Below are 25,786 nucleotides of genomic sequence, written 5' to 3'. Positions count from 1 at the left end.
CCCGGCCCGCGGCGCGTGAGAGTCCTCATATGGTTGATCTTTCGCGGCGTTCGCTGCTCAGAGGTGTCGGTACGGCCGGATTCCTGGCGGCGGTCGCCGGGTGTGGAGTACCGGCCGCGTACGTACGGCCGGGGATGCGCGCCGCCGCCGACCGCTCGGCGGCCGACAAGTCCCTCACCTTCGCCAACTGGCCGCTGTACATCGACGTCGACGACCACGACAAGCAGCGCCGCCCCACGCTCGACGCCTTCGAGCGGCGCACCGGCATATCGGTGACCTACACCGAAGAGATCAACGACAACGACGAGTTCTTCGGGAAGATCAGCCCCGCGCTGATGAACCACCAGACCACCGGGCGCGACCTGATCGTCATCAGTGACTGGATGTGCTCGCGCTTCGTCCGGCTCGGCTGGGTGCAGGAAATGGACCGGTCGCGCCAGCCGAACGTGGCGAAGCACCTGGACCCGCTGCTGCTCAAGCCCGCGTTCGACCCCGGCCGCAAGCACTGCGTCCCGTGGCAGTCCGGAATCACCGGCATCGCGTACAACCGCAGGAAGCTCGGCCGGGAGATCAAGCACACCGGCGACCTGTGGGCGGACGACCTGAAGGGCCGGGTGACCCTGCTGGCCGGCATGGACGAGGCGTTCGCGCTGCTCATGCAGGGCGAGGGCGTGGACATCACGCGCTGGACGGTGGACGACTTCCACCGGATGACCGACCGGGTCGCGGCGCTCGTCCGCGCGCAGCACATCCGCCGCTTCACCGGCAACGACTACATCAAGGACCTCTCCTCGGGGGACGTGCTGGCCGCGCAGGCGTACTCCGGCGACGTCATCCAGCTCAAGGCCGACAACCCCGACATCGAGTTCGTGGTCCCCGAGGAGGGGGCCGAGCTGTGGTCGGAGAGCCTGATGATCCCCGACCTCGCCGCGCACAAGCGCAACGCCGAACGGCTCGTCGACTACTACTACGAGCCCGAGGTGGCCGCGAAGCTCGCGACCTGGGTCAACTACGTGTGCCCGGTCCCGGCCGCGCGCGACGTGCTGGCCTCCGCCAAGGACAGGGAGACCGCCGCGCTGGCCGAGGACCCGCTGATCTTCCCGGACGACGGCATGCGCGGCCGGCTCGCCATCGCCCGGGACATCAGCTCCAAGGAGCGCCCGGAGCTCGCGAAGGAGTGGAACCGGATCGTGGGGCTGTGAGGGCGGGGAGCCGGGCGCGAGGCTCGTGGGTCAGCGGGGCCAGGAGGCGGTGTACGTGTCGATCTCCGCGGCGAGGCGGGCCTTGGCCGGGGCGTCCATGAACGACACCTCGACGGCGTTCTTCGCCAGGGCGGCGAGGCCCGCCTCGTCCAGCTCCAGCAGCCGCGCGGCCACGCCGTACTCGGTGTTCAGGTCCGTGCCGAACATCGGCGGGTCGTCGCTGTTGATCGTCACCAGCACGCCGGCCTCGACCATCTCCTTGACCGGGTGTTCGTCGAGGGTGCGGACCGCCCGAGTGGCGATGTTCGAGGTCGGGCAGACCTCCAGCGGGATGCGGTGCTCGGCGAGGTGGGCCAGCAGCTTCGGGTCCCGTACGGAGCTGGTGCCGTGGCCGATGCGCTCGGCACGGAGCTCGGTCAGCGCGTCCCACACCGTCTCGGGGCCCGTCGTCTCGCCCGCGTGCGGCACGGAGTGCAGGCCCTCGGCGAGGGCGCGGTCGAAGTACGGCTTGAACTGCGGGCGCGGTACGCCTATTTCGGGGCCGCCGAGGCCGAAGGAGACCAGGCCCTCGGGCTTGAGGCCGCAGGCGATGCGCGCGGTCTCCTCGGCGGCCTCCAGGCCCGCCTCGCCGGGGATGTCGAAGCACCAGCGCAGCGCGACGCCGAGCTCGGACTCGGCGGACTTCCGGGCGTCCTCGATCGCCTCGACGAACGCGGCGTCCGGGATGCCGCGCCGGGTGGAGCTGAACGGGGTCACGGTCAGCTCGGCGTAGCGGATGTTCTGCCGCGCCATGTCGCGGGCGACCTCGTACGTCAGCAGGCGCACGTCCTCGGCGTCGCGGATGAGGTCCACGACGGAGAGGTAGACCTCGACGAAGTGCGCGAAGTCGCGGAAGGTGAAGTAGTCCACCAGCGCTTCGGGGTCGGTGGGCACCTTGGAGTCGGGGTGGCGCGCGGCCAGCTCCGCGACGATGCGCGGGGAGGCCGAGCCGACGTGATGGACGTGCAGCTCCGCCTTGGGCAGGCCCGCGATGAATGCGTCGAGGTCGGACAACGGTGCCTCCTGGTCGGCGGAGTGCCGGTCGGTCGTGGTGTCGGTCGGTGGTCATCGTATGCGGCGGGCGCGGGGGCGCCGTGGGTCGGCCGGGGCTCGGCCGGGGTCGGCCGGGTGCCGGGCCACCGGTGGAGCGCGGCCGGGGCCGGTTCGCCGATGGAGCGCGCCCGGCGGGCGCGGCCGGGGGCCGGTCCGCCGGGGAGCGCGCCTGGCCGGCGTGGCCCGGGGCCGGTTCGCCGGGGAGCGCGATTGCCCAGCGTGGCCGGGTCTTAGCATGGAGCGCAGCCACGTGGGGGAGAGCGATGTCCGACAGCCAGCAGCCCGAGCCGTACGACCCGTGGGCGCCGCCGTCCGGGGACGGCGCGCCGCCGCACCGGCCGGACACGGGCGCGGGGGGTCTGCCGCCGTACGGCACGCCGGCGCACGACCAGCAGACCGTGGGCGCCGGCTTCGCCGTCCCCGCCCCGCCGCCGGCCCCCGGGCACGCCGTCGGACCCCAGGGTGCGTACGGAACGCCGTACCCTCAGCAGCCCTACGGGGCGCAGCAGTACATACCCGGCCCCGCCCCCTACGGCCCGCTGCCCGGCGGGCCCGGCACGCAGGCCGGCTGGCCCGGGCAGCCGAACAACGGCATGGGTATCGCCGCGCTCGTCCTCGGCATCCTCAGCATCCTCTCCAGCCTCACCCTCCTGTTCGGTGTGATCACGGGCGTCCTCGGGATCATCTTCGGCGGCCTCGGCCGGGCCAAGGCCAAGCGCGGCGAGGCGACCAACGGCGGCATGGCACTGGCCGGCCTCCTCTGCGGCGCAGCCGGACTTCTCGTCAGCGTCCTGCTGATCGTCGCGATCGTCGTCGCGGCCGGCGAAGGCAGCGACGACACCCCCTACGACGACTACTCCGACACCTACAGCGCCGCCCCCGCCGCCCCCGGCCCGGCCCGCTGACTCCGGCGGCCCCCGCTCAGCTCCCCTCCGCCGCCAGCCGCTGCCGCGCCTCCATCAGCGCGAAGCCCAGCAGATTCAGCCCCTGCCAGCGGGCCGGATCGGTGGCGCGCTCGTCGTCGGCGGCCAGCCCGATGCCCCATATCCGGTCCAGCGGGCTCGCCTCGACCAGGACCCGCTGCCCGGTGCCCAGCAGATAGTCCCGCAGGGCCGGGTCCTGCCCGAATTTGTGCATGCTGCCCCGGACCACCAGCTCGTACCGGTGGTGCGCCCAGGTCTCCTCGTCGAAGCCGCGCACCGTCCGGCCCGCGTCCTTGGCCTGCTTGGGATGGCCGGCGCGCAGCACCCGCTGCAGCGCCTGCCGGTCGCCGAACAGTCGGGCCTTGCCGGCCATCATCCAGTGCTCAGCGGTGGCGTACCGCACCCCCTCCACCGTGAACGGCGCCGGCCACCACTGGCTGAAGCAGCTCGCCCCCAGGCTGCCGTCCCTGCGGGGCGCATGCCCCCAGAAGCAGACGTACTTGTAGGTACTGCCGGTCTCTAAGCCGGTGCGCAGCTCCGCCACCGACCGCGGCCCGTCGGCCACGCGTCCCTCTGCCGTCATCCCCGCCGCCCCCACTCTCTCCCCTGTCCGTCTTCCCCGGTCCTGCACCATGCCGGGATTCTGCCAGCGGGCACTGACAACTTGTCGGGCGCCGGAACGACGGATTTCGCAGAATCCGTCGCGTAACCAAAAGGAAACAACGGAATCACTTGTTGGGACCCGCGTTCCCTGTCAAGATCGGCCATCAATTCGGGAAAGAGCTACGCCCGGCGGGCCCGCGAAAGCTCGGCCGCCGGTGGAGGAGAGCGCCATGGACCAGCGATTCGATGTCACCGAACGATTCGCCCAGGGGGCTCAGTTCATCGCCGGAGAGCTGCGCCCGGGGACCTCCGGACGCACCCAGGCCGTCACCGACCCGGCCACCGGCGAGCAGGTGTACAGCTACGAGCTCGCCGGGACGGCGGACGTGGACGCGGCCGTCGGCGCGGCCCGGCAGGCGCTCCCCGAATGGGCGGGCGCCACGCCCGGCGAGCGCTCCGAAGCGCTGCACCGCTTCGCCGCCGTACTGGACGAGCGCACCGAGGAGTTCGCGTACGCCGAGTCGCTGCAGTGCGGCAAGCCGATCAAGCTGAGCCGGGAGTTCGACGTCCCCGGCTCGGTGGACAACGCCGCGTTCTTCGCGGGCGCCGCGCGCCACCTGGAGGGCAGGGCGGCCGGCGAGTACAGCGGCGACCACACCTCCGCGGTCCGCCGCGAGCCCATCGGCGTCGTCGGCTCCATCGCGCCGTGGAACTACCCGCTGCAGATGGCCAGTTGGAAGGTCCTCCCGGCGATCGCGGCAGGCAACACGATCGTCCTGAAGCCCGCCGAGATCACCCCGCTGACCTCGGTGATGTACGCCCAGGCCGCACAGGCGGCGGGCATCCCGGACGGAGTCGTCAACATCGTCTCGGGCGCCGGGCGGGACGCCGGCGAGCACCTCGTCGGCCACCCCGACGTCGCGATGACCTCCTTCACCGGCTCCACCGCCGTCGGCAAGCGGGTCGCCGAGCTCGCGACCGCCACCGTCAAGCGCCTCCACTTGGAGCTCGGCGGCAAGGCCCCCTTCGTGGTCTTCGACGATGCCGACCTGGACGCCGCCGTGCACGGCGCGGTGGCCGGCGCGCTCATCAACACCGGCCAGGACTGCACGGCCGCGACCCGCGCCTACGTGCAGCGCCCCCTGTACGACGCCTTCGTCAGCGGCGTCGCCGACCTGATGGCGACCGTACGGCTCGGCGACCCCTTCGACCCGGCAACCGATCTCGGCCCGCTCATCTCGCACGCCCAGCGCGACCGGGTGGCCGGCTTCGTCGAGCGCGCGCGGAAGTACGCCACCGTCGTCACCGGCGGCGAGGCGCCCGGGGGCGAGCTGGCCAGGGGCGCGTACTACCGGCCCACGCTCATCGCGGACGCCGCGCAGGACAGCGAGATCGTGCAGTCCGAGATCTTCGGCCCGGTGCTGGTCGTGCTGCCCTTCGACACCGACGACGAGGGCATCGCGCTCGCCAACGACACCCCCTACGGGCTCGCCGCCTCCGCCTGGAGCCGCGACGTCTACCGCACCGGCCGCGCCGTCCGCGAGATCAAGGCCGGCTGCGTGTGGGTCAACGACCACATCCCGATCATCAGCGAGATGCCGCACGGCGGATACAAGGCGTCGGGGTACGGCAAGGACATGTCGGCGTACTCGTTCGAGGAGTACACGCAGGTCAAGCACGTCATGTACGACATCACGGGGGTGGCCAGGAAGGACTGGCACCGCACCGTCTTCGGGGACCGCGGCTGAAGCTGTCCGCCGCGCGCATCATCCGTCACTCCACCGGCTGACCACCGGCCGACCTCGAAAGGCCACACCGTATGGAGAACACCGCGCAGCAGCCCGAACCGCTCTCCGCGGCGGAACTGGCCGCCATGCGGCGCAGCATGACCAACGGCCGGATGGCCCTGACCCGGCGGTCCCTCATGCGCGCGAGCGGCGCCGGGGTGCTGGCGCTCGGCGGCCTCAGCGCGCTGTCGGCCTGCGGCATCCCGCCCGCGGGCCGTACGGACGCGGGCTCGTCCGACGACCACTCGCGCCAGGAGAAGCGGATCGCGTTCTCCAACTGGACCGAGTACATCGACGTCAGCGACGACGAGAAGCACCACCCGACGCTGGAAGCCTTCACCAGGCGGACCGGCATCCGGGTCAAGTACACCGAGGACATCAACGACAACGACGAGTTCTTCGGGAAGGTCCAGGCCCAGCTCGCGGCCGGTCAGGACACCGGGCGCGACCTGATCTGCCTGACCGACTGGATGTGCGCGCGGATGATCTCGCTGGGCTGGATCCAGCCGCTGGACCCGGCCAACCTGCCGCACGCGTACACCAATCTCTCGCAGCAGTTCCGCAACCCCGACTGGGACCCCGGCCGCGCCCACTCCTACACCTGGCAGGGCGTCCCGACCGTCATCGCGTACAACAAGAAGGCCACCGGCGGCCGCAAGGTCGACTCGGTCGGCCAGCTGCTGGACGACCCCAAGCTCAAGGGGAAGGTCGCCTTCCTCTCCGAGATGCGCGACACGATCGGCATGGTCCTGCTCGACATGGGGGAGCGGCCCGAGGACGTCACCGCCGACACCTTCGACGCGGCCGTCGCCCGGCTCCAGCGGGGCGTCGACAAGAAGCAGATCCGCCGCTTCACCGGCAACGACTACCTCAACGACCTCAGCAAGGGCGACCTGGCGGCCTGTCTCGCCTGGGCGGGCGACGTCGTACAGCTGCAGAACGACAACTCCGACATCGAGTACGTCATCCCGGAGAAGGGCTACACCACCGCGGCGGACAACCTCATGGTGCCCAACAAGGCGCGCCACAAGGAGAACGCCGAGCGGCTCATCGACTACTTCTACGAGCCCAAGGTGGCCGCGCGGATCGCCGCGTACATCAATTACGTGTGCCCGGTCGACGGGGTGCGCGAGGAACTCGCGAAGATCGACAAGAAGCTGGCGGAGAACAAACTCATCCTCCCCGACGAGGAAATGGCGTCCAAGTCGCACACCTTCCGCGCACTCAATGCCAAGGAAAGCAAGGAATACGCGCAGAAGTTCGCCGACCTGACCGGTGCCTGACCGCCCTTCCGCCCACCTCACACCCGGGACCCGATTCATGACAGAGCTCGCGAAGAACGACAGCAGCGGCGGCGACGTCCGGCTGTCCGGCCTCAGCAAGACCTACGGCACCTTCACCGCCGTCCAGCCGCTCGACCTGACCGTCCCCGCCGGCTCCTTCTTCGCCCTGCTGGGCGCCTCCGGCTGCGGCAAGACCACCACCCTGCGCATGATCGCGGGCCTGGAGGAGCCCACCACCGGCACCGTCGAGCTGGCCGGCAAGGACGTCACCGCGCTGCCGCCCTACAAGCGCCCGGTGAACACCGTCTTCCAGAACTACGCGCTCTTCCCGCACCTGGACATCTACGAGAACGTCGCCTTCGGACTGCGCCGCCGCGGCGTCAAGTCCGTGAAGAAGCAGGTCGGCGAGATGCTCGACCTCGTACAGCTGGGCGAGCAGGCCCGCAAGAAGCCGCAGCAGCTCTCCGGCGGCCAGCAGCAGCGCGTGGCCGTCGCGCGCGCCCTGATCAACCACCCGCAGGTGCTCCTCCTCGACGAGCCGCTCGGCGCCCTCGACCTCAAGCTGCGCCGCCAGATGCAGCTGGAGCTCAAGCGCATCCAGACGGAGGTCGGCATCACCTTCGTGCACGTCACGCACGACCAGGAGGAGGCCATGACGATGGCCGACACGGTCGCGGTGATGAACGGCGGCCGCGTCGAGCAGCTCGGCGCCCCCGCCGACCTGTACGAGAACCCCGGCACCACCTTCGTCGCCAACTTCCTCGGCACCTCCAACCTCATCGCGGCGGAGATCGCCGAGGCGGGCGGCGAGCAGCTGCTGCTGACGGCCGGGGACACCAAGCTGCGGCTGCCCGCCGCGCGATGTTCCGCGAACAGTGTCGTCCGTACGGGCGAGAAGGTGCTGGCGGGCGTACGCCCCGAGAAGATCGCCCTCGCGCACGCCGACGACGCGGGGTCCATACCGGAGGGCGCCAACCGGCTGCCGGGCCGCATCAAGCACGCGGGCTTCATCGGCGTCTCCACGCAGTACGTGATCGAGACCCGGGGCGCCGGTGAACTGGCCGCCTACGAGCAGAACATCGAGCGCGACGGCCGGCTGGTGCCGGGCGCCGAGGTGGTACTGCACTGGAACCCCGCGCACACCTTCGGGTTCTCCGCCGACCAGGACATCACCGCGGGTGCGGACGCCGACGAGGAGGCCGCGTGAGTGCCGCCACCCAGGCGCCGCCGGAGCCGGCGCCCGTCCTCGAAGTGCGCAAGCCGCCCACCCGCAAGCGGCTCGTCCCGTACTGGCTGCTGCTGCCCGGCATCCTGTGGCTGCTGGTCTTCTTCGCCGCGCCACTGGTCTACCAGGCGTCCACGTCCCTGCAGACCGGCTCCCTCGAAGAGGGCTTCAAGGTCACCTGGCACGTCGCGACCTACTGGGACGCGCTGGCGGAGTACTGGCCGCAGTTCGTCCGCTCGGTGGTCTTCGCCGCCGTCGCGACGTTGCTCTGCCTGGTCCTGGGCTATCCGCTCGCCTACCTGATCGCCTTCAAGGCGGGCCGCTGGCGCAACGTCGTGATGATCCTGGTCATCGCGCCGTTCTTCACCAGCTTCCTGATCCGCACGCTCGCCTGGAAGACCATCCTCGCCGACGGCGGCCCGGTCGTCGGCGCCCTCAACGCGCTGCACATCCTGGACCTCACCAGCGCGATCGGCCTCACGGAGGGCACCCGCGTGCTCGCCACCCCGCTCGCGGTGGTCTGCGGCCTCACGTACAACTTCCTGCCGTTCATGATCCTGCCGCTCTACACCTGCCTGGAGCGGATCGATCCCCGGCTCCACGAGGCGGCGGGCGACCTCTACGCCAAGCCCGCCACCACCTTCCGCAAGGTGACCTTCCCGCTGTCGATGCCCGGCGTGGTCGCGGGCACGCTGCTGACCTTCATCCCGGCCGCCGGTGACTACATCAACGCCGAACTGCTGGGCTCCACCGACCAGAAGATGATCGGCAACGTCATCCAGTCGCAGTTCCTGCGCGTCCTGGACTACCCGACGGCGGCGGCCCTCTCCTTCATCCTCATGGCGGCCATCCTCGCCATGGTCACGCTCTACATCCGCAAGTCGGGGACGGAGGACCTGGTCTGATGCGCTGGCTTCGACGCAATGCGGTGGTGATCGCGGGCCTGCTGACGCTGGCGTACCTGATCCTGCCCAACGTCATCGTGATGGTCTTCTCGTTCAACAAGCCGAACGGGCGCTTCAACTACGAGTGGCAGCGGTTCTCCACGGACGCCTGGACCGACCCCTGCGGCGTCGCCGACCTGTGCGGCTCGCTGGGCCTGAGCCTGCAGATCGCGGTCTGGGCCACGCTCGGCGCGACCGTACTGGGCACCCTGATCGCCTTCGCGCTGGCCCGCTACCGCTTCCGCGCCCGCGCCTCCGTCAACACGCTGATCTTCCTGCCGATGGCGATGCCCGAGGTCGTCATGGCCGCCTCGCTGGCCACGCTCTTCCTCAACATGGGCATCGAGTTCGGCTTCTGGACGATCCTGATCGCGCACATCATGTTCTGCCTGAGCTTCGTGGTCACCGCGGTCAAGGCCCGCGTGATGAGCATGGACCCGCGACTGGAACAGGCGGCGCAGGACCTCTACGCCACCCCGGCGCAGACGTTCCTGAAGGTGACGCTGCCGATCGCGGCACCCGGTATCGCCGCGGGCGCGCTGCTCTCCTTCGCCCTCTCGTTCGACGACTTCATCATCACCAACTTCAACGCGGGCTCCACCGTGACCTTCCCCATGTTCGTCTGGGGATCGGCGCAACGGGGCACGCCCGTTCAGATCAATGTCATCGGAACGGCGATGTTCCTCATCGCCGTGCTCTGCGTACTGGGCGGACAATTGTTCACCGGACGCCGTAAGAGGAGCTGAGAACCATGGCACGAGCTGCCATGAACCCCACCGCCGGGCAGACCGCCCGGACGCCCGCACCGGCCGCGCACGCGCTCGCGGAGGCCGCCCCCACCCCCTTCTGGCTGGACGACCCGGACCGCCCCGCGGCCCTGCCGGCGCTCGTCGCCGACGAGCGGTGCGACCTGCTCGTCGTCGGCGGCGGCTACAGCGGACTGTGGACCGCGCTGCTGGCCAAGGAGCGCGACCCGGAGCGCGACGTCGTCCTCGTCGAGGGCCAGGAAGTCGGCTGGGCCGCCTCCGGCCGCAACGGCGGCTTCTGCGCCGCCTCGCTCACCCACGGCCTCGGCAACGGCCTCGCCCGCTGGCCCGGCGAGCTGGAGAAGCTCGAAGAACTGGGCGCCCGCAACCTCGACGCCATCGGGAAGGCCGTCGAACGGTACGGCATCGACTGCGACTTCGAGCGCACCGGCGAGATCGACCTCGCCACCGAGCCGCACCAGGTCGCCGAGCTCCGCGAGGCCGCCGAGGACGCCGCCCGCCTCGGCCTCACCGGGTACGACTTCCTCGACCAGGACGCCGTACGCGCCGAGGTCGACTCGCCGGCCTTCCTGGCCGGCCTGTGGAACCGCGACGGCGTCGCCATGCTCAACCCGGCCCGGCTGGCCTGGGGCCTGAAGCAGGCGTGCCTGGACCAGGGCGTACGGATCTACGAGCACACCCCCGCCACCGACCTGGCCGCCGACGGCACGGGCATGGCGGTCCGCACGCCCTACGGGCGCGTCTTCGCCCGCCACGTGGCACTCGGCACCAACGCCTTCCCGAACCTGGTCCGCCGGGTCCGCCCGTACCTCGTCCCGGTCTACGACCACGCGCTGATGACCGAGCCGCTCACCGAGGAGCAGCTCGCCGCCATCGGCTGGAAGAACCGCCAGGGGCTGTCCGACAGCAACAACCACTTCCACTACTTCCGCATCACCGCGGACAACCGCATCCTGTGGGGCGGCTACGACGCCATCTACCGCTACGGTGGCGGCGTCCGCGCCGAGTACGACCATCACCCCGCCACCTACGAGAAGCTGGCCCGCCACTTCTTCCAGTACTTCCCGCCGCTGGAGGAGGTCCGCTTCAGCCACGCCTGGGGCGGCGCGATCGACACCTGCTCCCGCTTCTCGGCGTTCTTCGGCACCGCGCACGCCGGCCGGGTCGCGTACGCGGCGGGCTACACCGGCCTCGGCGTGGGCGCCACCCGCTTCGGCGCCGAGGTCATGCTCGATCTGCTCTCCGGGGAGCGCACCGAGCGCACGGAGCTGGAGATGGTCCGCACGAAGCCGCTGCCGTTCCCGCCGGAACCGCTGCGCTGGGCCGGCATCGGGATCACCCAGTGGTCGATGTCCCGCGCCGACGCGCGCGGCGGCCGGCGGAACCTCTGGCTGAAGGCGATGGACAAGGTGGGGCTGGGCTTCGACAGCTGAGCGGCCGCCCGGACACCCGCCGCCGAGCGGCCGTCCGGGCCCGGCGCGGGCGTGCTCACGGGGCGCGCCCGCGCACCACTTGGTGGTCAGTGTGACCCATGACACCCAAGTTCTTGATCAACCCGTGTAAGGAGGCGGCGGTCGGCGCCTCTCCCTCTCGGAACGCGGTCCTGACGGGCCGGCGCACGAGTGAGGGAGGCGGATATGGACCCCACGGGGGACAAGCGTGCCGTGGAATGGCTCGTATCGGTGGCACCGGACCCGGAAGCCTGCCGCTTCGAATGGGAGCGCAACCCTCTGGGGGTGACCCTGCTCCCGGCCGGACTGGCCTGGGACGTACTGATCGTCCCCGGCAACCTGGGCCACCCCACCCTGGACGTGCTGACCAGCTGTCTGGACCGGCCCGGACCGGTCCTCGCGGACTTCGGGGACGGCCGGATGGGCTTCTTCGTCCCGCCGGGCACGACGGCCCGCTGGCTCGGCACCGGGGTGCGCGGGGCCGGCCTGGGTACCTGGATCGTCGTGCCCTACCCGGGCCGGTACACCGGCGGCACCCGCTGGCTCGTCCCCCCGGACGGCGACGGCACGCTCACCGACCCCGGCATCCTGGAACTCGCCCTGCACGAGGCGGCAGCCCGGGTGGCGGGGGCGGGCGACGGGTGACCGCTGCCTACAGGAGTCCGCGGCGGAGCCCGTACACGCGTCTGTACAGGAGTCCGTACAGGAATCCGCGCAGGAGGACCAGCAGCGCCGCCGACAGGGCCCACGACCCGAGGACGTCCACCGGCCAGTGGTAGCCGCGGACGACCAGACCGGGGCCGTTCGCCAGGACGAGCACGAGCGCCGCGGTGAGCAGCAGACGGCGGGACAGCGGGGCGGCCGCGTACGGGAGCAGGAGCAGCGCGGCCGCCCCGTACGCGACGGCGGCCGTCGCGGCGTGCCCCGAAGGGTAGAAGCCGGTCGCGCCGGCCAGCGGGCCCGGTGGCGCGGGCCGGGCGAGCGCGGCCTGCAGCGGCCCGACGCACGCCGGTACCGCGGCCATCGCGACGGCCGCGGCGAGCGGCGGCAGCCACCAGCGCGGCAGCCCGGTGGCGCGGCCGCGCCACCCGGCGCACACCGCGGCGGCCAGCAGCACGGGCAGGGCCACCGTCATGTTGCCCAGATCGGCGAGGAGTTCGGCGAGCGGCGCCGGAAGGGCGCGGTCCAGGAGTACCTGATCCAGCCGGGCGTCCAGCCGCATCAAAGCTCCATGGGCGGCGACCTGCCAGGTGAGGAGCGCGAAGAGCGCGAGCGTCGCGGCCAGTGTGCACGCGAGGGCGGAGAGAGAGGCCGGCCGCCCCGGAACAGGGGGGGTGGTTCCGGGGCGGCCGTGCTGACCGGTGAACCGCGCGCCCCGGGGGGTCTGGGGCGGGCGGCCATCCGATCGGTGAGGATTCCCGGAGCCGGAGGCTCCGGTGGTGTGCGCGAGGGCACGGCCAGGTCGAAGCCGGGGAAGCGACGACCGGGCATCGCTCGCAGTCCCCTGCGAGCGGGGTGTTTCTCTCATCTGCAGAAACCGTACGGCAGAGCGGCGGCCCTCCGACAGGCGGATCACCCACCCGCCATGGCCCCCGCACATCTTCTTCACGCCGTCTCGCCACTTCGGGCCGGTAGCCCGGATTCCGCGCCCGGTAGCCCGGATTCCGCGCCCGGTGGCCCGGATTCCGGGGCCGGCGGCGCCTTCGGGGCCCTTCCGCTCCTGGCAAGCGCTGAGCGCCCGTACGGGCAGGCGTACGGGCGCTCAGCGCTGTCGGCTCGGGGGTTCTCAGAGCGCGGCGAAGGCCGACTCCAGGATGTCCAGGCCCTCGTTCAGCAGGTCCTCGCCGATGACCAGCGGCGGCAGGAAGCGGATGACGTTGCCGTACGTGCCGGTGGTCAGGATGAGCAGGCCCTCCTGGTGGCACGCCTTGGCCAGCGCCGAGGTCGCCTCCGGGTTCGGGTCCTTCGAGCCGGACTGCACCAGCTCGATCGCGATCATCGCGCCGCGGCCGCGGACCTCGCCGATGATGTCGTACTTCTCGGCCATCGTCTGAAGGCGGGCCTTCATGACCTCTTCGATGCGCTTGGCCTTGGCGTTCAGGTCCAGCTCGCGCATGGTCTCGATCGCACCGACGGCGGCGGCGCAGGCGACGGGGTTACCGCCGTACGTACCACCGAGGCCACCCGCGTGGGCGGCGTCCATGATCTCCGCGCGCCCGGTCACGGCCGCCAGCGGCAGACCACCCGCAATACCCTTCGCGGTCGTGATCAGATCGGGCACGATGCCCTCGTCCTCACAGGCGAACCACTGCCCGGTCCGGCAGAAGCCCGACTGGATCTCGTCCGCGACGAAGACGATCCCGTTCTCCTTCGCGAAGTTCGCGAGGGCGGGCAGGAAGCCCTTCGCCGGCTCGATGAAGCCGCCCTCGCCGAGCACCGGCTCGATGATGATCGCGGCAACGTTCTCGGCGCCGATCTGCTTGGTGATCTGCGAGATGGCCTGGTCGGCGGCCTCCTGCGCGCAGTTCTCCGGGCCGGTCAGCCAGCGGTACGGGTAGGCCAGCGGCACCCGGTAGACCTCGGGCGCGAACGGCCCGAAGCCGTGCTTGTACGGCATGTTCTTGGCGGTCAGCGCCATCGTCAGGTTCGTACGCCCGTGGTAGCCGTGATCGAACACGACCACGGCCTGCCGCTTGGTGTACGCCCGCGCGATCTTGACGGCGTTCTCCACGGCCTCCGCGCCGGAGTTGAACAGCGCCGACTTCTTCTCGTGGTCGCCCGGGGTCAGCTCGGCGAGCTGCTCACAGACCTCGATGTACGGCTCGTACGGCGTGACCATCGCACAGGTGTGGGTGAAGTCCGCGAGCTGCGCGGCCGCGCGGCGCACGACGGCCTCGGCGCTGCTGCCGACCGAGGTCACCGCGATCCCGGAACCGAAGTCGATCAGCGAGTTGCCGTCCACGTCCTCCAGGACGCCGCCGCCGGCGCGCTTGATGAAGACGGGCAGGACCGCGCCGACACCGGCCGCCACGGTGGCCGACTTGCGCTCCCACAGCTCCTGCGACTTGGGGCCGGGGATCGCGGTGACGACGCGGCGCTCCTGGGGGAGGGCAGGGCCTCCGGTCAGTTCGGTCATGGGAGTCTCCTGGAGGAACGAGGACGCGGACGCGGATGCACTGAGGCGGCGTACTACGTGACGTACTAAGGGTTGCGTTCGCAGGCTAGGGGCGGTGGGGCGGGAGGGGCATGCACCGTTCGGGAGAAGTGCGCGCCCCGCGTTGTCCGCACCGGACATAGCGGCGCTCCGCCCCGGACATCGCGCGGGCCGGGTATGCGGGCGGCCCCCGGCCAGTAGATTGATCCGCGGCACACCGATCGCCGTTCGCCGCACCGCCACCGCTGACTAGGGGGAACAGGGACACCGGATGGACACCGAGGGCACGCACGACGCACGGAACACCCACTCGCCCGGAATCCCGCACCCGGCGGCACCCCCCGGACGGCCTGCCGCACCGCCGATGCCGAAGGTGCCGCCGGGCCGGCCCGCGCCGGCCGAGGCGGGCGAGCCGCCGCTCGTCGGCTGGCTGCGTGCGCCCCGCCCCGAAACGGAGCCGGGGATCTGGCGGTACGGCCACCGGGTGCGGCCGGCGGAGGAGCCGGACCGGGCGCCGACGCGGCAGCTCGTCAGCGGCGCGGTGATCTCCTTCCTGTGCGGCTGGCTCCTGTGGTCGCTGCTCTGGAACGGCTACCTCGGCGGCTACTGGATGTGGCCGCTGGTGGCCCTGACGCCCGACTCCTGGCGGCAGGCCAGCGGCGACAAGATGGCGTACGTCTGGGCCTCGTACCTCTACTACGGCCTCGTCATCGTGGCGTTTCTCGTCGTCTTCGGGCGGCTGGGGCGCTGGGCCGAACTGGGACGGCGGCTGGCCGCTCCGGTGCTGCGGAGGAGGGAGGAGCACGCTCCGCAGGCCGCTCCGGCCCCCGCGGCGGACGGCTCGCTGTGGCCCGCCGTGCGGCAGGGCGGCGCGCCGGACGCTGCCGAGAAGCTGGCCGCCGAGACCCGCAGCGGCCGCATGAACGACGTCGACGCGGCCCGGATCGAGCGCGCCTGGCGCTCCGTGCAGGCCGGGCGCAACTCCCTGGCCTCGTTCACCGACACGGTGCTGCGGCACGGGGCGGCCGCCTGTCCCCACCCCTCGGGACTGCGCGACCTGCCGCACCGAAGCGCGCCGCACGACCTGCTGACGGACCAGGTGCGGATCGGTACCGCCCTCGACGACCTGCGCAATCCCTATCAGCACCGGGGCGCGGGCATCGCCCTGCAGCCCGCGCTGCTCGGCACGTCCCTGCTGGCCGTCGGGCCGCCGGGCAGCGGGAAGACCAGCCGGCTGACCCGGCCCGTGGTCGAGGCGATGTCCCTCCAGGCGCTGGCGGGCCGTGCCGCCGTGGTCGCCGTCGGCGCCGCCGGTGCCGAACTGGGGCCGGACGCGGCCTTCGACGCCATCGTGAAGGCAGGCCGCCCCGACTCCCCCTGCGACCTCGACCTCTACGGCGGTACCACCGATCCCGACGAGGCCGCTGCCGTGCTGGCGGAGGCGTTGGTGGGGGATCTGGCGGCGGGGGCGCCGGGTGGGGAGAGCCGGCGGGCCGGGACCGTGCTGGGGCAGTTGCTGGGGCCGTTCCGGGTGGCGTACGGGCGGTTTCCCGGGGTGGCGGAGCTGCGGGAGCTGCTGGACGGGGCGCCGGAGGCGACGGCCGCGCTGCGGAGTGCGCTGGAGGCGGCGGGGGAGCAGGGCGCGCTCCGCGAGCTGGACGCGCGGGAGCGCCAGGCGCAGCGCGCGGGCGATGTCGGGGCGCTGCTCGCGGACCGGATCGCGCTGCTGGACCGGCCCGCGTTCGCGGGCTTCTTCGACCCGACGGGGCAGTCCCGGCAGGTGTCGCTGCGGGCGCTGGACCGCCCGCTGCGGGTACGGATCGATCTCCCGGAGCGGGGCCACGCGGACGCGTCGCGGATTCTCGCGCGGCTGGTGCTGGCGCAGTTCACGGAGTGCGCGGTGGCGCGGTCGGACCGGTCGGTGTTCGCCTGCCTGGTGCTTGATGACGCTTCCCATGTGGTGACGCAGGAGGCGTTGCGGGGGCTGCAGCGGCTGCGGTCGGCGAACGCCGGGGTCGTACTGACCCTGCGGGCGCTGGACGACGTGCCGGAGGCGCTGCGCGGTGCGCTGCTGGGGACGGTCGGCTGCCGGATGGCGTTCGCGGGCGTGACGACGTGGGACGGCGCGCGGTTCGCCGAGGTGTGGGGCAAGGCGTGGGTGGAGACGCGGGACGTCACCGACCGGCAGATCGTCTCCGACGAGCCGTTCACCAAGCTGATGCACTCGATCAGGCGGCTGGTGACGGGGAAGGACGTGACGGCGAAGGCCGTGACGGTACGGACCGTGGAGCGGGAGCGGTGGTCGGCGTCGGACCTGGCCAACGCCGTACCGGCCGGGCACGCGGTGCTGTCGGTGACCTCCGTGACGGGGGAGTCGGCACCGCCGGTACTGGTGGACCTGCGGGGGTGAGCCACGGCCCGTCCAGGGGCACGGCACGGGCGCCTCGATTCCTCCGCTGAGGCAGAATCGGTGAGGGCCGTTCATACGGGACGGAGAAAACCCCCGCCACACGCCTCACGCGCATCGAAGGTCCCATGCCTCACACCCTCGCCTCCCTCGCCCACCACTCCGCGCTCAAGCTGACCGTGCTCGCGGGCGAGGACCGGCTGGACACGCCGGTCCGCTGGGCGCACGTGAGCGAGCTGATCGATCCGGTGCCGTACATGGAGGGCGGCGAGCTCCTGCTGATCACTGCGCTCAAGCTGGACGCGGAGGATCCGGAGGTCGCCCGGCGGTACGTGCGGCGGATCGCGGGCGCCGGCGTGGTCGGCCTGGGCTTCGCCGTCGGCGTGAACTACGAGGACGTGCCCGAGGCGCTGCTCACCGCGGCCCGCGAGGAGGACTTCCCGCTGCTGGCGGTGCCGCGCCGGACGCCGTTCGTGGCGATCAGCAAGGCCGTCTCGGCGGCCGTCGCCGCCGACCAGTACCGGGCGGTGACCGAGGGCTTCGAGGCGCAGCGGGAGCTGACAAGGGCGGCGCTGAGCGCCGAGGGCCCGGCGGAGCTGCTCGCCCGGCTCGCCGCGCACCTCAAGGGCTGGGCCGCGCTGTACGACGCCTCCGGCGCGGTCGTCGCCGCGGCCCCCGACTGGGCGGCCCGCCGCGCCGCGCGCCTCACCGGCGACATCGCGAAGCTGCGGGAGCGGCCGGCCCCCGCCAGCTCGGTCGTGGCGGACACCGAGGGCGACGACCGGGTCGAGCTGCAGTCGCTGGGCACGGGGCGCCGGGCGCGCGGCGTCCTCGCGGTCGGCACGGGCGCCCCGCTGGGCACCGCCGAGCGGTACGCCGTGCACTCCGCCGTCGCCCTGCTGACCCTGACCACCGAGCGGTCCCGCGCGCTGCAGGACGCCGAGCAGCGGCTCGGCGCCGCGGTGCTGCGGATGCTGCTGGCCGGCGAGCCGGACCACGCGCGCGCGGTGGCCGGGCGGCTGTACGGCGGGCTGCTGGACGCGCCGTTCCGGGTACTGGTGGCCGAGCCGGTGACCGGCGGCGAGGAGCGGTCCGCCGAGGACGCGCAGAGCGCGCTGGACGCGCTGGCCGACGCGCTGGAGTCGGCGGCGGCGCGCAGCGGCGAGGCGGTCCTCGCGGTCCCGGACGGCACCCGGCTGACCGTGCTCGCGGCGGACGGCGGCGCCGCCATGGAGGCGTGCGCCGCGCACGCCGCCGCGCTGGAGGCCCGCGCCGGTACCGCCGCGGGCCCGCGCAAGGGCGCGACCGGCACCGACGCGGCGCGCGGCACTCCGGGCCTGGCCGTCGGCCTCTCCGCGCCGTCCGGACCGGCCGCCGCGGCGACCGCGCACCGCCAGGCCGAGCAGGCGCTGTCGGTGGCCAGGCGGCGGGCGCGCGCCCTGGTCGAGCACGAGGACGTGGCGGCCGGCTCCGTACTGCCGCTGCTCGCGGACGACGCGGTGCGCGCCTTCGCCGACGGGATGCTGCGGGCGCTGCACGACCACGACGCGACCGGCCGCGGCGACCTCGTCGCCTCGCTGCGCGCATGGCTGTCCCGGCACGGCCAGTGGGACGCGGCCGCCGCCGACCTCGGAGTGCACCGGCACACGCTGCGCTACCGGATGCGCCGCGTCGAGGAGATCCTCGGCCGCTCGCTGGACGACCCGGACGTACGGATGGAACTGTGGCTGGCCCTGAAGGCCACCACCCTGTCCCCGGACGCCCGGTAACCACACCGGGGCGCCGGAGACCCGGTCACCACGCCCCCGGACCCGCCCCACCGGCCCCGCACTCGCCAATCCGGCGGATCGCGCCCGCGTAGTAGTACGTCCCGGACAAACACCGGTCCGGGAGCGCCGCCCTACCGTGGATCCCGTCCGGAAGGGCGACCGAGGTCGGACGCGGCAGGCAGCCGCCGCGCGCACCGACCGGCACGCCACGCACCACGCCACCGAGAAGGGCCGGTATCCACTGTGCCGAACCGTAATGACGCAGCCACCACGGCTTTCTGGCTCGCCGGCCGGGCCGCTACCGGCGCGGAGACCTTCGAGGTCACCTCGCCCTGGGACGGCCGCACCGTCGGCACCGTGAGCGTGCCCACCGAGGAGCAGGTCGAGGAGGCCGTGGCCGCATCCGTCGCGGTCCAGGCCGAGTTCGCCGCCACCCCCGCGCACGTGCGCGCCGCCGCGCTGGACCACGTCACCAAGCGCCTGGTCGAGCGTACGGAGGAGATCGCCCAGCTGATCTCCGCGGAGAACGGCAAGCCGATCAAGTGGGCGCGCGGCGAGGTCGGCCGCGCCGTGTCGGTCTTCCGGTTCGCCGCCGAGGAGGCCCGCCGCTTCAACGCCGGCGAGGCCATGCGCCTGGACACCGACGGCGGCGGCGCGGGCCGCCTCGCGCTGATCCGCCGGGTCCCGAAGGGCACCGTGCTCGGCATCGCGCCGTTCAACTTCCCGCTCAACCTGAGCGCCCACAAGGTCGCCCCGGCGATCGCCGCCGGCGTCCCGATCATCCTCAAGCCCGCCCCGGCCACCCCGCTCTCCGGCCTGATCCTCGGCGAGCTGCTGGCCGAGACCGACCTGCCGGCCGGCTCCTGGAGCATCCTCCCGGTGCCGAACGACCGGATGCCCGCCCTCGTCCAGGACGAGCGGCTGCCGGTGATCTCCTTCACCGGTTCGGAGAAGGTCGGCTACGCGATCATGGACTCGGTGCCGCGCAAGCACTGCACCCTGGAGCTCGGCGGCAACGGCGCGGCCGTGATCCTCGCCGACTACGCCTCCGAGGCGGACCTGGACTGGGCGGCGCAGCGCATCGCCACCTTCTCCAACTACCAGGGCGGCCAGTCCTGCATCTCCGTGCAGCGCGTGATCGCCGACGCGTCCGTGTACGACCGGCTGCTGCCGAAGATCGTCGAGTGCGTCGAGGCGCAGGTCACCGGCGACCCGACGGACCCCGCGACCGAGGTCGGCCCGCTGGTGAGCGAGGACGCCGCCAAGCGCGTGGAGTCCTGGGTCGACGAGGCCGTGCAGGCCGGCGCCCAGCTGCTGGCCGGCGGCAAGCGCGAGGGCGCGACGTACGCGCCGACCGTGCTGGCCGACCTCCCCGAGGGCACCACCCTCGCGTGCGAGGAGGTCTTCGGACCGGTTCTCTCCGTCCAGAAGGTGGATGGTGAGGAGGCGGCCTTCGCCGCCGTCAACAGCTCCAAGTACGGCCTCCAGGCAGGCGTGTTCACCCACGACCTGCAGACCGCCTTCCGCGCCCACAAGGTGCTGGAGGTGGGCGGCGTGATCATCGGCGACGTGCCGTCGTACCGCGCCGACCAGATGCCGTACGGCGGCGCCAAGCAGTCCGGTGTGGGCCGCGAGGGCGTCCGCTACGCGATGGACGACTACACCTACGAGCGAGTGATGGTGATGACCGGGCTGGAACTCTGACGCTTCCGGCTACAGGCCGGACAACTGGACAGCAGGGGCCGGGGCGCATATTCGGGTACGCCCCGGCCCTCCGGTTTTTTCAGGGACAGATGCGGTCTCCGCCCCCTCCGTAAACATGGGAATCATTTTCAGGTAAGCTGGCGGCCGTACCGCACCCCTGCCCACAGGAGGAACGTCATGGCCGTCCCCAAGCGGAAGATGTCCCGCTCCAACACCCGCCACCGCCGCTCCAACTGGAAGGCCGCGCAGCCGGACCTGGTGCCGATCACCGTCGACGGCAGCCAGTACACCGTGCCGCGCCGTCTCGTGAAGGCGTACCAGCGCGGGCTGATCGACCCGCCGCGGGACTGACGGCGGGGGAGCCGGACGGCGGGTCTGAGGTCACAGCCGTGCGTCCGTGTGCGCGAAGGCTGGTGCAAGTCGTGCGGATCGGGTACAGACTCACAAGTAGCACTGACCGGTAGCCAATCCGGGCAGGCGAACTGACCGGTAGCCAACCCGGCGGACCGGTACGGGACCCGACTCCGCGGTGAGGTGACCCTCCTCATGACCGCTCCATCCACCCGCAACGTCTCCGAACGCGAAGCCCGGCAGGTCGCCGAGGCGGCCCGTGAACAGGACTGGCGCAAGCCCAGCTTCGCCAAGGAGCTGTTCCTGGGGCGTTTTCGGCTCGACCTCATACACCCGCATCCCACCCCTGCCGCGGAAGCGGTCCAGCGTGGCGAGGAATTCCTCGCCAAGCTCCGCGACTTCTGCGAGACGAAGATCGACGGTGCGCGCATCGAGCGCGAGGCGCAGATCCCCGACGAGACCATCGCCGGTCTCAAGGAGATCGGCGCGCTCGGCATGAAGATCGACACCAAGTACGGTGGCCTGGGCCTCACCCAGGTGTACTACAACAAGGCGCTGGCGCTGGTCGGTTCCGCCAGCCCCGCGATCGGCGCGCTGCTCTCCGCGCACCAGTCGATCGGCGTACCGCAGCCGCTGAAACTGTTCGGCACACAGGAGCAGAAGGACCAGTTCCTGCCGCGCCTCGCCCGTACGGACATCTCCGCGTTCCTGCTCACCGAACCGGACGTAGGTTCGGACCCGGCCCGGCTGGCCACCATGGCCGTACCGGACGGGGACGAGTACGTACTGGACGGCGTGAAGCTGTGGACGACCAACGGGGTCGTCGCCGACCTGCTCGTGGTGATGGCACGGGTCCCGAAGTCCGAGGGACACAAGGGCGGGATCACCGCCTTCGTCGTCGAGGCGGGCTCGGACGGCATCACGGTGGAGAACCGCAACGCCTTCATGGGCCTGCGCGGCCTCGAGAACGGCGTCACCCGCTTCCACCAGGTACGGGTGCCCGCCGCCAACCGCATAGGGCCCGAGGGCGCGGGCCTGAAGATCGCGCTGACCACGCTGAACACCGGACGGCTGTCGCTGCCCGCCATGTGCGTGGGCGTCGGCAAGTGGTGCCTGAAGATCGCCCGCGAGTGGTCCGCCGCGCGCGAGCAGTGGGGCAAGCCGGTCGCCCAGCACGAGGCGGTCGGCGGCAAGATCTCCTTCATCGCGGCCACCACCTTCGCCCTGGAGGCCGTCGTCGACCTCTCCTCGCAGATGGCCGACGAGGACCGCAACGACATCCGCATCGAAGCGGCTCTCGCCAAGCTGTACGGCTCGGAGATGGGCTGGCTGATGGCGGACGAGCTGGTCCAGATCCGCGGCGGCCGCGGCTTCGAGACCGCCGAGTCGCTCGCGGCCCGCGGCGAACGGGCCGTCCCCGCCGAACAGGTACTGCGCGACATGCGCATCAACCGGATCTTCGAGGGCTCCACGGAGATCATGCACCTGCTCATCGCCCGCGAGGCGGTGGACGCCCACCTGTCCGTCGCCGGCGACCTCATCGACCCCGAGAAGTCGCTCGGGGACAAGGGGAAGGCCGCGGCGCGGGCGGGCGGCTTCTACGCCCGCTGGCTGCCCAAGCTGGTCGCCGGGCCCGGCCAGGTGCCCGGTACGTACGCGGAGTTCGGCGAGCTGGCCACCCACCTGCGGTTCGTCGAACGGACCTCACGCAAGCTCGCGCGCAGCACGTTCTACGCGATGTCGCGCTGGCAGGGCCGGATGGAGACCAAGCAGGGCTTCCTCGGGCGGATCGTGGACATCGGCGCGGAGCTCTTCGCGATGAGCGCCGCGTGCGTACGGGCCGAGCACCTGAAGGCCACCGGCGAACACGGCCGCGAGGCGCACCAGCTCGCCGACGTGTTCTGCCGGCAGGCCCGGATCCGCGTCGAGGAGCTCTTCGCACGGCTGTGGACCAACACCGACGACCTGGACCGCAAGGTCGTGGCCGGGGTGCTGACCGGTACGTACACCTGGCTGGAGGAGGGCGTCATCGACCCCAGCGGCGACGGCCCGTGGATCGCGGACGCCACACCGGGGCCCGCGAGGAGGGAGAACGTGCACCGGCGCATCAGGTGAGACGTGCACCGGCGGATCCGGTGACGGGCGGATCCGTCCGGTGACGGACGGGGGACGGGCCGGTCCTCGCGAGCAGGGGACCGGCCCGTACTACGCCCGCCCTCGCCGGCCTCTGTTCCGCGCCCGTACGGCCCTCGCCGGCCTCTGTTCCGCGCCCGTACGGCCCGCGCCGGCCTCTGTACCGCGCCCGTACGGCCCGTGCCCGCCTCTGTACCGCGCCCGCCGCCCGGTCAGTCCAGTGGAGTGTGGCCGTCTCCGCTCCGTGACCAGCGAATCTCCCGGGCGCCTCCGGTACCCGCCGGCCGGCGGGCCGGGCGCGCGCACCACCCGGCGTGCCTCCCGGCGCCCCCGTCCGGCCGGATCTCCTGCGAGCTGGTGTCCGCACTCCGGACGTGACCGGCCACAATGGTGCCCATGACGGAATCCCTCGCCCATCCGCACCTGCGTTTCGACCCGCCGGCCACCGCACCCGGCGAGCCACGCGACATCGTGATCCTCGGTTCCACCGGCTCCATCGGCACCCAGGCGATCGATCTCGTCCTGCGCAACCCGGACCGCTTCCGCGTCACCGGCCTGTCCGCCGCCGGCGGCCGGGTCGCGCTCCTCGCCGAGCAGGCGCGGCAGCTGCGCGTCGGCACGGTCGCGGTGGCCCGCGAGGACGTCGTACCCGCGCTGCGCGAGGCGCTGTCGGCGCAGTACGGAACGGGCGAGCCGCTGCCGGAGATCCTGGCCGGACCCGACGCCGCCACCCGGCTCGCCGCCACCAAGTGCCACACCGTACTGAACGGCATCACCGGCTCCATCGGCCTCGCGCCCACCCTCGCGGCCCTGGAGAGCGGCGCCTCCCTCGCGCTCGCCAACAAGGAGTCGCTGATCGTCGGCGGCCCGCTGGTCAAGGCGCTCGCGAAGCCCGGCCAGATCGTCCCCGTCGACTCCGAGCACTCCGCGCTCTTCCAGGGCCTGATGGGCGGCCGCCGCGAAGAAGTGCGCAAGCTCGTCGTCACCGCCTCCGGCGGCCCCTTCCGCGGCCGCAGCAAGGCCGAGCTCGCCGCCGTCACCCCCGAGCAGGCGCTCGCGCACCCCACCTGGGCCATGGGCCCGGTCATCACGATCAACTCCGCGACCCTGGTCAACAAGGGCCTGGAGGTCATCGAGGCCCACCTGCTGTACGACGTGCCGTTCGAGCGCATCGAGGTCGTGGTCCACCCGCAGTCCTACATCCACTCCATGGTGGAGTTCACCGACGGCTCCACCCTCGCCCAGGCCAGCCCGCCCGACATGCGCATGCCGATCGCGCTCGGGATCGGCTGGCCGGACCGGGTACCGGACGCGGCGCCCGGCATCGACTGGACGAAGGCCCACACCTGGGAGTTCTTCCCGCTGGACCAGGACGCCTTCCCCTCCGTACCGCTCGCCTGCCACGTCGGCGCCCTCGGGGGTACAGCGCCCGCCGTCTTCAACGCCGCCAACGAGGAGTGCGTGGACGCATTTTTGAACGGCGGGCTGCCGTTCACAGGAATTGTCGATACGGTCGCCGAAGTCGTCGCCGAGCACGGCACGCCCGCGCCGGGAACCTCCCTGACCCTCCCGGACGTACTGGAAGCGGAGACCTGGGCGCGCGCCCGCGCCCGCGAACTGGCCGCCCGAGCGGCACGTACACCATCGGAGGCCCGCGCATGACGACCTGGATGACCATCCTCGGCATCGTCGTCTTCGTCGTCGGCCTGCTCTTCTCGATCGCCTGGCACGAGCTGGGACACCTCTCGACGGCGAAGATGTTCGGCATCCGCGTGCCGCAGTACATGGTCGGGTTCGGACCGACGCTCTTCTCCCGCCGCAAGGGCGACACCGAGTACGGCATCAAGGCCATCCCCGCCGGCGGCTACATCCGCATGATCGGGATGTTCCCGCCCGGCGACGACGGGAAGCTCTCGGCCCGCTCCACCTCGCCCTGGCGCGGCATGATCGAGGACGCCCGCTCGGCCGCCTTCGAAGAGCTGCAGGAGGGGGACGAGAAGCGGCTGTTCTACACCCGCAAGCCCTGGAAGCGCGTCATCGTGATGTTCGCCGGGCCGTTCATGAACCTGATCCTCGCGGTCGTGATCTTCATGAGCGTCCTGATGGGCTTTGGCATCAACACCCAGACCACCCAGGTCGGCTCGGTCTCGGACTGCGTCATCGCCGCCTCCGCCAAGACCGACAAGTGCCCGTCCGACGCCAAGGACTCCCCGGCCAAGGCGGCGGGGCTGCGGGCCGGCGACCGGATCGTCAGCTTCGACGGGCGTCCGATGCCCGACTGGAACGCCCTTCAGCAGGCCATCCGCGACACCACCGGACCCGCGACGATCACCATCGAGCGGGACGGCGCGCGGAAGGTGCTGCACGCCGACCTGATCAAGAACAAGGTCGCCAAGACCGACGGCCACGGCGGATACGTCGCCGACCAGTACGTCACCGCCGGCTTCCTCGGCTTCACACCCGCCAGCGGCATCGTCCGGCAGGACTTCGGCCAGTCCGTCGACCGCATGGGCAACATGGTCACGCAGGGCGTCGACTCGCTGATCGCGCTGCCCGGCAAGGTCCCCGACCTGTGGAACGCCGCGTTCAACGGCGGCGAGCGCAAGCAGGACTCGCCGATGGGCGTCGTGGGCGCCGCGCGCGTCGGCGGCGAGGTCTTCTCGCTGGACATCCCGCCGTCCCAGCGGGTCGCGACCATGCTCTTCCTGGTCGCCGGGTTCAACCTCTCGCTCTTCCTCTTCAACATGCTGCCGCTGCTGCCGCTGGACGGCGGGCACATCGCGGGCGCCCTGTGGGAGTCGCTGCGCCGCGCCTTCGCCAAGGTCTTCCGGCGCCCCGACCCCGGCCCCTTCGACGTGGCGAAGCTCATGCCGGTCGCCTACGTCGTCGCCGGCATCTTCATCTGCTTCACGCTGCTGGTGCTGGTCGCGGACGTGGTGAATCCGGTACGGCTGACGGGCTGAAAACCCTTTCCGGAACGCCGGGCACTCG

At 71.9% G+C, this 25,786-nt stretch carries 20 protein-coding genes; 16 read left to right on the top strand and 4 right to left on the bottom strand.

Annotated elements, in window-relative coordinates:
- The first annotated feature begins 29 nt into the window (after positions 1–29).
- Complete coding sequence (locus ACIGXO_RS08295) at positions 30–1,202, top strand: spermidine/putrescine ABC transporter substrate-binding protein (protein ID WP_399782179.1); 1,173 nt, start codon at positions 30–32, stop codon at positions 1,200–1,202.
- A 30-nt stretch (positions 1,203–1,232) separates the two neighbouring features.
- Here ACIGXO_RS08295 and ACIGXO_RS08290 read toward each other — a convergent pair whose 3' ends face one another.
- The gene (locus ACIGXO_RS08290) at positions 1,233–2,255 is read right to left on the bottom strand and encodes an adenosine deaminase (protein WP_399782176.1); all 1,023 of its coding nucleotides are present in this window, start codon (positions 2,253–2,255) and stop codon (positions 1,233–1,235) included.
- A 302-nt stretch (positions 2,256–2,557) separates the two neighbouring features.
- Here ACIGXO_RS08290 and ACIGXO_RS08285 point away from each other — a divergent pair, with 302 nt between their 5' ends.
- Entirely contained in the window at positions 2,558–3,199 is a 642-nt protein-coding gene (locus ACIGXO_RS08285) for a DUF4190 domain-containing protein (RefSeq protein ID WP_399782173.1), read from the top strand.
- Positions 3,200–3,215: 16 nt separating this feature from the next.
- Here the strand turns inward: ACIGXO_RS08285 and ACIGXO_RS08280 are convergent, their stop codons facing one another.
- Positions 3,216–3,800, bottom strand: a complete 585-nt coding sequence (locus tag ACIGXO_RS08280) for an NADAR family protein (protein WP_399782170.1) — start codon at positions 3,798–3,800, stop codon at positions 3,216–3,218.
- Between the two features lie 250 nt (positions 3,801–4,050).
- On the opposite strand from ACIGXO_RS08280, the gene ACIGXO_RS08275 reads away from it, so the two are divergent.
- The 7 genes from ACIGXO_RS08275 to ACIGXO_RS08245 all read left to right on the top strand — a co-directional run bounded on the left by ACIGXO_RS08275 (position 4,051) and on the right by ACIGXO_RS08245 (position 11,922).
- Complete coding sequence (locus ACIGXO_RS08275) at positions 4,051–5,568, top strand: gamma-aminobutyraldehyde dehydrogenase (protein WP_399782167.1); 1,518 nt, start codon at positions 4,051–4,053, stop codon at positions 5,566–5,568.
- A 71-nt stretch (positions 5,569–5,639) separates the two neighbouring features.
- The gene (locus tag ACIGXO_RS08270) at positions 5,640–6,890 is read left to right on the top strand and encodes a spermidine/putrescine ABC transporter substrate-binding protein (protein ID WP_399782164.1); all 1,251 of its coding nucleotides are present in this window, start codon (positions 5,640–5,642) and stop codon (positions 6,888–6,890) included.
- Between the two features lie 37 nt (positions 6,891–6,927).
- The gene (locus ACIGXO_RS08265; RefSeq protein WP_399782161.1) at positions 6,928–8,097 is read left to right on the top strand and encodes an ABC transporter ATP-binding protein; all 1,170 of its coding nucleotides are present in this window, start codon (positions 6,928–6,930) and stop codon (positions 8,095–8,097) included.
- Complete coding sequence (locus ACIGXO_RS08260) at positions 8,094–9,020, top strand: ABC transporter permease (RefSeq protein ID WP_399782158.1); 927 nt, start codon at positions 8,094–8,096, stop codon at positions 9,018–9,020. The genes ACIGXO_RS08265 and ACIGXO_RS08260 overlap by 4 nt, the downstream gene beginning before the upstream one ends.
- The gene (locus tag ACIGXO_RS08255) at positions 9,020–9,805 is read left to right on the top strand and encodes an ABC transporter permease (protein WP_399782155.1); all 786 of its coding nucleotides are present in this window, start codon (positions 9,020–9,022) and stop codon (positions 9,803–9,805) included. Before ACIGXO_RS08260 ends, ACIGXO_RS08255 begins: the two co-directional genes overlap by 1 nt.
- A gap of 5 nt (positions 9,806–9,810) precedes the next feature.
- Positions 9,811–11,259, top strand: coding sequence for an NAD(P)/FAD-dependent oxidoreductase (locus ACIGXO_RS08250; protein WP_399782152.1), 1,449 nt, complete (start codon positions 9,811–9,813; stop codon positions 11,257–11,259).
- A 204-nt stretch (positions 11,260–11,463) separates the two neighbouring features.
- Complete coding sequence (locus tag ACIGXO_RS08245) at positions 11,464–11,922, top strand: hypothetical protein (RefSeq protein ID WP_399782149.1); 459 nt, start codon at positions 11,464–11,466, stop codon at positions 11,920–11,922.
- A gap of 7 nt (positions 11,923–11,929) precedes the next feature.
- On the opposite strand, the gene ACIGXO_RS08240 is transcribed toward ACIGXO_RS08245, so the two are convergent.
- Entirely contained in the window at positions 11,930–12,499 is a 570-nt protein-coding gene (locus ACIGXO_RS08240; protein ID WP_399782146.1) for a phosphatase PAP2 family protein, read from the bottom strand.
- A 564-nt stretch (positions 12,500–13,063) separates the two neighbouring features.
- Positions 13,064–14,413, bottom strand: coding sequence for a 4-aminobutyrate--2-oxoglutarate transaminase (gabT, locus tag ACIGXO_RS08235; RefSeq protein ID WP_399782144.1), 1,350 nt, complete (start codon positions 14,411–14,413; stop codon positions 13,064–13,066).
- A 289-nt stretch (positions 14,414–14,702) separates the two neighbouring features.
- Between gabT and ACIGXO_RS08230 the strand changes: the two genes are divergently transcribed.
- The 7 genes from ACIGXO_RS08230 (at position 14,703) to ACIGXO_RS08200 (ending at position 25,758) form a co-directional block, all read left to right on the top strand.
- A complete protein-coding gene (locus ACIGXO_RS08230) occupies positions 14,703–16,841 on the top strand; it encodes an ATP-binding protein (RefSeq protein WP_399782141.1) in 2,139 nt (712 codons plus the stop codon).
- A gap of 125 nt (positions 16,842–16,966) precedes the next feature.
- Positions 16,967–18,607: a PucR family transcriptional regulator gene (locus tag ACIGXO_RS08225; RefSeq protein WP_399782138.1), complete on the top strand. Its 1,641-nt coding sequence runs from the start codon at positions 16,967–16,969 to the stop codon at positions 18,605–18,607.
- Positions 18,608–18,850: 243 nt separating this feature from the next.
- Positions 18,851–20,311 (top strand): aldehyde dehydrogenase family protein, encoded by a 1,461-nt coding sequence (locus tag ACIGXO_RS08220; RefSeq protein ID WP_399782135.1) that lies wholly within the window; start codon positions 18,851–18,853, stop codon positions 20,309–20,311.
- Between the two features lie 177 nt (positions 20,312–20,488).
- Positions 20,489–20,662: a 50S ribosomal protein L32 gene (gene rpmF, locus ACIGXO_RS08215; protein ID WP_399782132.1), complete on the top strand. Its 174-nt coding sequence runs from the start codon at positions 20,489–20,491 to the stop codon at positions 20,660–20,662.
- A gap of 195 nt (positions 20,663–20,857) precedes the next feature.
- Entirely contained in the window at positions 20,858–22,777 is a 1,920-nt protein-coding gene (locus ACIGXO_RS08210; protein ID WP_399782129.1) for an acyl-CoA dehydrogenase family protein, read from the top strand.
- A 414-nt stretch (positions 22,778–23,191) separates the two neighbouring features.
- Positions 23,192–24,457: a 1-deoxy-D-xylulose-5-phosphate reductoisomerase gene (gene dxr / locus ACIGXO_RS08205; protein WP_399782126.1), complete on the top strand. Its 1,266-nt coding sequence runs from the start codon at positions 23,192–23,194 to the stop codon at positions 24,455–24,457.
- Complete coding sequence (locus ACIGXO_RS08200) at positions 24,454–25,758, top strand: M50 family metallopeptidase (RefSeq protein WP_399782123.1); 1,305 nt, start codon at positions 24,454–24,456, stop codon at positions 25,756–25,758. The genes dxr and ACIGXO_RS08200 overlap by 4 nt, the downstream gene beginning before the upstream one ends.
- The last annotated feature ends 28 nt before the right edge of the window (positions 25,759–25,786 follow it).

This window comes from Streptomyces sp. NPDC053542 (assembly GCF_044544685.1).
In the GTDB taxonomy this organism is placed as follows: Bacteria; Actinomycetota; Actinomycetes; order Streptomycetales; family Streptomycetaceae; genus Streptomyces.
This window is presented reverse-complemented; position numbering and strand designations above follow the sequence as displayed.